Raw genomic sequence first — 6,547 nt, forward strand, 5'->3', positions numbered from 1 at the left:
CCTGGCGCTGTCACGCCCGGTAACAACATTGGCAATCAACCCCTTAACCCCGGCAATCAACTAGCCAACCCGAATAACTCCTTAACCCCTAGCACCCAAGCCAATCTTGCCAACCCCCAAAGTACGGTAACCCCTGGCCAACAGGCCGCTACACCCACCCCCTCACAAACCCCTTCTCTTTTAAATAGTGTCAGTAAAACATCTATTCTTTATAATAATTGGCATTATGAACCCCATACTTGGAATCCTCATTTTAATGACCAGTATTTCAAAGCACATACCTTGCGTCACCTGCAAACCCGCGAAAAATTAATTATCAGTTGGCCTGATCCTACGGATAAGAATACCTCGGTTTATCGTTCCAGTTACTATGATGAAGCGACATTAACGCAAGTTACGCGGCAAATTATGAGCGATCATAGAGCAGAAATTGACGCTTGGCTGAAGAATTCTAATGTTGATACAATTATTAAAAAACCTGGGATAAGAATCGAAGGTGATCAATTAACCATATATTCTGTTAATCCCCTGCAGAAACCTATTGGGTTTGGGGTTAAAAGGGGCGAGACAGTTATAGAAGATTTAACAGATGCACAATTAATTTTAAGAAAAGATGATCAAGGCAATTTCTTTGTCCAAAGCAGCTATGCAACCCGCCCTGATATCAGCAGTATTCGTAAAGAACTTAATAAAAAGAAATAGACTTATTGGCAATTTTATGTTAATTCGTACTTTATACGTTCTAGGAGAAATAAAATGATCAACGATACCCAAACTATCCCTAACGAGATTGAAACCTTTGAAGAATTTGAAAAATATTTTCCAGCTGCTTATTCTTTTTTAGAAGATTATTATTGTGAAGCTTTTAATAATTCAGAAAATAAGGGAAAATATAAAACTGCCACTCAAATTGTTCAGGATTACGCTAATGAAAATAAGTCAAAAATTAAAATCTCCAAAAGAATTTTCTGAGATTTTAAAAGATTTGCAGAAAATAAGAAGTATGAAATTTGTACCTACTGGATTTCTTATGGGATTAAGTAATCGTTGGCTTGAAACAGAGGATGATGCAAAAGAATGGCTGGATGAAATAATTAATCAAATGGAAAAAGAAATAAATCAAAGGGGCTGGAAGAATACTGCTGAGAATTAAAAGTTCTGCTTGTTAATCCGTTTAACGAAAGGGCAGCTTTGCTGCCCTTTGTTGTCCAGTCCGATCCCTAGGGTTAAGGCAAAAACCGCAGGTGGACGCATCTTGTACCAAGCGGCGGCCCCCACCACCGGCGGTGGCCGTCCTCATCTTAGCCGATGACTTTTTTTGATTACGCCGCAGAAACCGACGATAATAAGGGTTGCTGGCGCACCAGACGGCTATAATCATCCATCATCATGCGGGTTAGGTTGCCCACCTGGAATTGATGGGTAGTTGGTTCCATCACCAATTCCGCAACGGGCGTGATTTCTGCAGCCGTTCCTGTCAGGAACATTTCCTGGGCTTTGCCAATTTCACGGGGATGGATAGCACGTTCAACCACTTTAATCCCACGCTTCCTGGCCAAATCCATCACAGTTTTGCGCGTAATGCCATCCAAAAAACAATCAGGAGTGGGGGTATGCAATTCGCCATTAAAATTGAAAAAGACATTGGCGCCCGTGGCTTCCGCCACCAACCCCCGGTAATCCAGCATTAAAGCGTCGGCAAAGCCTTGCGCCTCAGCTGCTTCTTTGCTGTGGGTGCAAATCATGTAAAGGCCAGCAGCCTTGCTGGCGGTGGGTGCTGTATCCGGCGCCGGTCGGCGCCAAGCAGCCAGAGTTAAGCGTACGCCCTTGGCCTTGGTTTCCGGGGTAAAATAGGACGCCCATACCCACACCGCAATGGCCAAATGCACGGTTGATTGCGGCGCCGAAACCCCCAGCATTTCACTGCCCCTCCAAGCAATTGGGCGCACATAACAATCCTTGAGTTGCTGAGCAGCAACCACCTGTTTGGTGGCCGCATCAATCTGGGCCACACTGTAAGGGATCTTAAACCCTATAATTTCAGCGGAGCGGACCAATCGCTGGCTATGCTCCGTCAATTTGAACACGTGGCCGTTGTAGCAGCGCTCACCCTCAAATACACTGCTGGCATAATGCAACCCATGCGTTAAAACATGGATTTTGGCATCCCGCCAAGGAATCAACTTACCATCTAACCAAATGGATCCATCGCGGTCATCCATTGGAATTAATTTCATGACTACTCCCCTTCCTATAAAATCCCTACCGGTCTTTATCAATTGTCTGATATCCAGGATTCTGTGTGCTATTTTACCAAAAAACTTCCGTATTATCTTCCAACACCCCCTGTTCTGCAAGATTAATTTTATCACGTCCTCAACCGTTTTGAGGTAATTTTCAGCTGATCTATCTGCCGCATCTAATCAAATATAACCGCCCTTTATAATTACCCTGGTTCATTCGCCCAAATGTTGGATTAAGACAGAAAAAATTTGTTCGCCTTGTTTTATCAAAGCTAATCTACGCCTGAAGCATTAACAAAAGTTTACTATTGCCGAATAAATTTGTATGATTGCAAACGGGAGGGGTTAGGAATGGTTGCAGCCCTTTTGTTACCCTCATATCCCACCTATCAAAAAGGCTTATGGCATGGACAACAGCTTTGCATCTTTAGGTGATACCACACCCCCTCATGTGTTGGTGGTGGATGATGACACCCGCCTACGCCAATTGCTCGAAGAATATCTGACCAGCCAGGGATTTATCGTTTCAGTGGCTGAGAATGCCCACATTGCCCGCCTGAAATTACAAACCTTGCAGTTTGATGCCATGGTACTGGATTGGATGATGCCTGGGGATGATGGCTTATCCTTACTGCAATCCATCCGTCCCACACATTCTTTACCTGTTTTGATGCTGACAGCGCTTGATGATACCGAAAACCGCATCACGGGACTTGCCAAAGGCGCTGATGATTATCTAGGTAAACCTTTTGACCCGCGCGAACTGGTATTGCGGTTGCGGAAATTATTGCAACGCCAGCCAGCGCCGACCCCGCCCAACATCCCCGCTCTGATGCGTTTTGGACGTTTTACCTTTGACCGGGAGCGGCGGTTGCTGACGGATGGGGATAACCCCGTTAAATTAACCACGGCTGAGACTGATTTATTATCGGTGTTAACCAGTCGCAGCGGCCAGCCCATGCAACGGGAGGAGATCGTTGCCCTGCTGGTTGATCAACATCTGACCCCACGCACCATTGATGTCCAAATTAACCGCTTACGCCGCAAGCTGGAACCCGATCCAGCCGCACCACGCTATTTGCAGACCGTGCGCAACCGCGGTTATGTATTGATCGGGGATTAAAACGATGGCTACCTCATTTTTTCGAACTACCCTGCGGAAAATGCAAAGGTACAAACCTGTCATCAGCCGCTTTTTACCTGGCCTTTTTCCGAAAACATTGCTTGGCCGCTCCCTTCTCATTATCATCACCCCGCTGATTTTCCTGCAGGTGACGTCCACTTGGTTTTTCTATGAAACCCATTGGGATACCTTAACTAAGCGCCTAACCTCCAGCGTAGCTGGCGATATCGGCTTAGTGCTTTACCTGATGGATCAATTGCCCACAAGCCAGCTGCCAGAAATTTTTGAGGCGACACATAGCTATACTGACATTACTTTTATTTGGCAACCCGGTCAAAGCCTGCCGATATCACCGCTCTTCATCCGCGATAACCCGGTTGACCGGCAATTGCGGCAATATTTGCAAGACATTACTGAACAGCCTTTTTTGATTGACAGCCGCTCGCTTGAAAAAGCGGTGGAAATTCGCTTGCTTTTGGAAAAGCCCACGGGGGTTTTACAGGTTTTTGTGCCCAGGCGCCGTTTATTCAGCTCCACCACCTATGTTTTTATTTTGTGGATGGTAGGCAGTTCCATGGTTTTATTTATGGTCGCCACTATCTTCATGGGCAATCAAACTAAACCCGTTAAAAAACTGGCCCAAGTGGCCGAAGAATTTGGCAAAGGCCGCGACGTGGTAGATTTCAAGCCAGAAGGCGCCAGTGAAGTCCAGCAAGTTGGCATTGCTTTCCGCCGCATGCGCGAACGGATCCAACGGCAAATCAGCCAACGCACCGATATGCTAGCGGGAGTTTCCCATGACCTGCGCACCCCCCTCACCCGTATGCGTTTGCAACTGGCCTTGATGGCAGGAAGCCCACAGATTACTGCCTTACTGCAAGATATGGATGAAATGTCGCGCATGATTGACGGTTATTTGGCCTTTGCCCGCGGCGAAGGCACGGAAGTGCCTCGCCTGATCAATTTCAGCCGCTTGATTGAAAGCGTGGCGGCGAACGCCCGCCGCCAGCAGGCCTCGCTCCTTGCCGATATCGCGGACAATCTGGTTTTACCCTTGCGGCCAGATGCCCTCAGGCGCTGCCTCACCAATTTGCTGGAAAACGCCCAGCGTTACGGCAACCATATTTGGCTGCAAGCCTATCAACACCGGCAGATGATCCATGTGATCATTGATGATGATGGGCCGGGTATTCCCCAAGACCAGCGGCAAAATGTGTTCAAACCTTTTTTCCGCCTACAGCAAACAGGTTCCGCGGGTGAACCATCCCATATGGGCCTGGGCCTAACGATTGCTCGCGATATTATCCGCAACCATGGCGGCCAACTGGAACTGCATGACTCACCCCATAACGGTTTGCGTATCCACATCCGCCTGCCCATATAAACCCCTGAGCCGTATAAGCAGATCCCTCCCTTTATTTTGATCTGATCAGCGGCTTAAGCAGGCGTTTAACCAAGAAACCGGGGTTTGAAAAACATGCCGTATCTTGCGTGATGGATGATAAAGGGTTATGGTGGGATCATCAAGAAACAAACGAAGCAATATAACAGGTTTTTTATAATCCCCTATCATTGATATTACAAGACAGGGAATTTCCCTGGGGGTTCTTGCAGCTGTTAACAAGAACATATAATGAACATATGTTGATTTCAATGGCAGTCCTATTCAAGTATTTTTAACCGGAGTGGAGGTAAGGATGGGTGAGTTTAAGGAACGTACAAAATACCGGGATCAGGATGATCCGGCAAGTAAAGGCTGGGGGGAGGATAAGGCATCACCCTTTAACCCGAACGGCATCAGCCTTAGCCTCAATAGCGGGTGGGGGCAGGCGGCGGGGTGGGGTAATACCGGCTTTGATGGGGGGATGGATGAGGGGGACATGGATGATTTCACGCTGCATTCGCCCTTGCCCGCCTTAACCCCAAGCCTGCCGCAACCTTTATCAACACCCATAGTTTGATGCTGGATAGCCTGATGCAGGGCAAGAAACTGACGGGTACCAAATATCTGCCCGGCCAGGTGCTGGAGGATGCAGATCTCCTCACCCACAGCTTGGCCTTGCAGAAACAAGCTGATGAGGCCGCAGGGGTTAACCAATCAGCCGCCAGCAATTTAAAGCCATTGCTGCAAAAACATCAAACCCTTGCCTCCTCGGCCACCCTGCCCCAGCAGCAAGCCTGGCATCTGCATAAGGGATTGCAACTGTTGCAAGACGCACGGGATGACGGTATTGTCCCAGGGGAGGATGCCGAACGGTTGGGGGATGACTTTAAAAGTTCCTTAGCTCAAGACCAGGCTAACCTGTTATTGGCTACCGCCCCCCATGCCATCGCCCAAGCTTTGCATACCAATCCCTTGCTGGTGGGCTTAAACCCACAAGACCGCCAACGGCTTGAGCAACGGGCCGAGCGCCGCTTACACTCTTTACCGCTCGATCACCAACATCAACAGCAACAAGCCTTGTTGCATCAGACCGGCAACCGCCTCAAGAACTGGTTCAACCGCTCTTATGATTATCTGGGCAAGGCCGGGCAATTATCCCCCTCTGAGCTGGCTGATCTGGAATTGACCCAGGCCTTACCCCAACACACCCTTAATCTCCTCTCACAACTAAGCGCCCATGCGGTTAAGCAAAGCGCCAAACACCAAGCTTATTTGAACCGTATCCAGCAGGGGTTTAAGGATCAACCCCTTGATCCCCACAACCCCGATGATCTGCAAGCCGCGGATTACCATTTCCTTCTTAATCATGGCAAAGACAGCGATCAACAATTAGCAGGCGCCTTACCTGATCTCTTCCGCTTAACCAAGATTATCCCCAAATCCGCCAAGCCTGCCCTCAACCGCCTGATCCACGGCCATGATGGCTTGAAGTTCAGCCAACGCTTAGCAGAAGCCTGGCAAACCAACCCATCCTTAGCTGCCCAATTGCCGGATGAGGTCTTGGCCCATAATTTTGCAGCCTCCACCCTCTTGCCCGATTGGCAATTAGGCGGGGCCGCCGATCCCCACAACCGCCTTTATAACCTCCTCACTTCCCCAACCTTGCCGCCGGTGCCCACCAGCCAAGACCCCACCATCTTGGGGCAGCAAACCGCCCAGCGGATCATCGCCCTGCGGCAAATCCAAGCTGACCTCCAAACCTTGGAATACCAGGCCGCCCATCATCCCGATCAGATG

General features: G+C 48.7%; 8 protein-coding genes. 7 read left to right on the forward strand and 1 reads right to left on the reverse strand.

The annotated features are described in order from the left end of the window. Positions 1 to 282 precede the first annotated feature (282 nt). The 3 genes from IPP67_03625 to IPP67_03635 are packed head-to-tail and all read left to right on the forward strand — an operon-like array spanning position 283 to position 1,153. Positions 283 to 702, forward strand: coding sequence for a hypothetical protein (locus IPP67_03625; GenBank protein ID MBL0338275.1), 420 nt, complete (start codon positions 283 to 285; stop codon positions 700 to 702). 54 nt (positions 703 to 756) lie between these two features. Then, positions 757 to 972 (forward strand): hypothetical protein, encoded by a 216-nt coding sequence (locus tag IPP67_03630; protein MBL0338276.1) that lies wholly within the window; start codon positions 757 to 759, stop codon positions 970 to 972. Then, positions 929 to 1,153, forward strand: a complete 225-nt coding sequence (locus tag IPP67_03635) for a hypothetical protein (GenBank protein ID MBL0338277.1) — start codon at positions 929 to 931, stop codon at positions 1,151 to 1,153. The genes IPP67_03630 and IPP67_03635 overlap by 44 nt, the downstream gene beginning before the upstream one ends. A 169-nt stretch (positions 1,154 to 1,322) precedes the next feature. On the opposite strand, the gene IPP67_03640 is transcribed toward IPP67_03635, so the two are convergent. Beyond that, positions 1,323 to 2,237 carry a branched-chain amino acid aminotransferase gene (locus tag IPP67_03640; protein ID MBL0338278.1) on the reverse strand — a complete coding sequence of 305 codons (915 nt, stop codon included), beginning with the start codon at positions 2,235 to 2,237 and terminating at the stop codon, positions 1,323 to 1,325. A gap of 412 nt (positions 2,238 to 2,649) precedes the next feature. Between IPP67_03640 and IPP67_03645 the strand changes: the two genes are divergently transcribed. From IPP67_03645 to IPP67_03660, 4 genes are all read left to right on the forward strand, one after another. Further along, on the forward strand, positions 2,650 to 3,366 hold the full coding sequence (locus IPP67_03645; protein MBL0338279.1) for a response regulator transcription factor: 717 nt from the start codon (positions 2,650 to 2,652) through the stop codon (positions 3,364 to 3,366). A 40-nt stretch (positions 3,367 to 3,406) separates the two neighbouring features. Next, positions 3,407 to 4,750 carry a HAMP domain-containing protein gene (locus tag IPP67_03650; GenBank protein MBL0338280.1) on the forward strand — a complete coding sequence of 448 codons (1,344 nt, stop codon included), beginning with the start codon at positions 3,407 to 3,409 and terminating at the stop codon, positions 4,748 to 4,750. A 313-nt stretch (positions 4,751 to 5,063) separates the two neighbouring features. Next, entirely contained in the window at positions 5,064 to 5,327 is a 264-nt protein-coding gene (locus tag IPP67_03655) for a hypothetical protein (GenBank protein ID MBL0338281.1), read from the forward strand. Between the two features lie 14 nt (positions 5,328 to 5,341). Then, positions 5,342 to 6,547: hypothetical protein (locus IPP67_03660; GenBank protein MBL0338282.1), on the forward strand; the 1,206-nt coding region annotated here is incomplete at its 3' end.

This window comes from Rhodospirillaceae bacterium, from assembly GCA_016722635.1.
Lineage (GTDB): Bacteria > Pseudomonadota > Alphaproteobacteria > JAEUKQ01 > JAEUKQ01 > JAEUKQ01.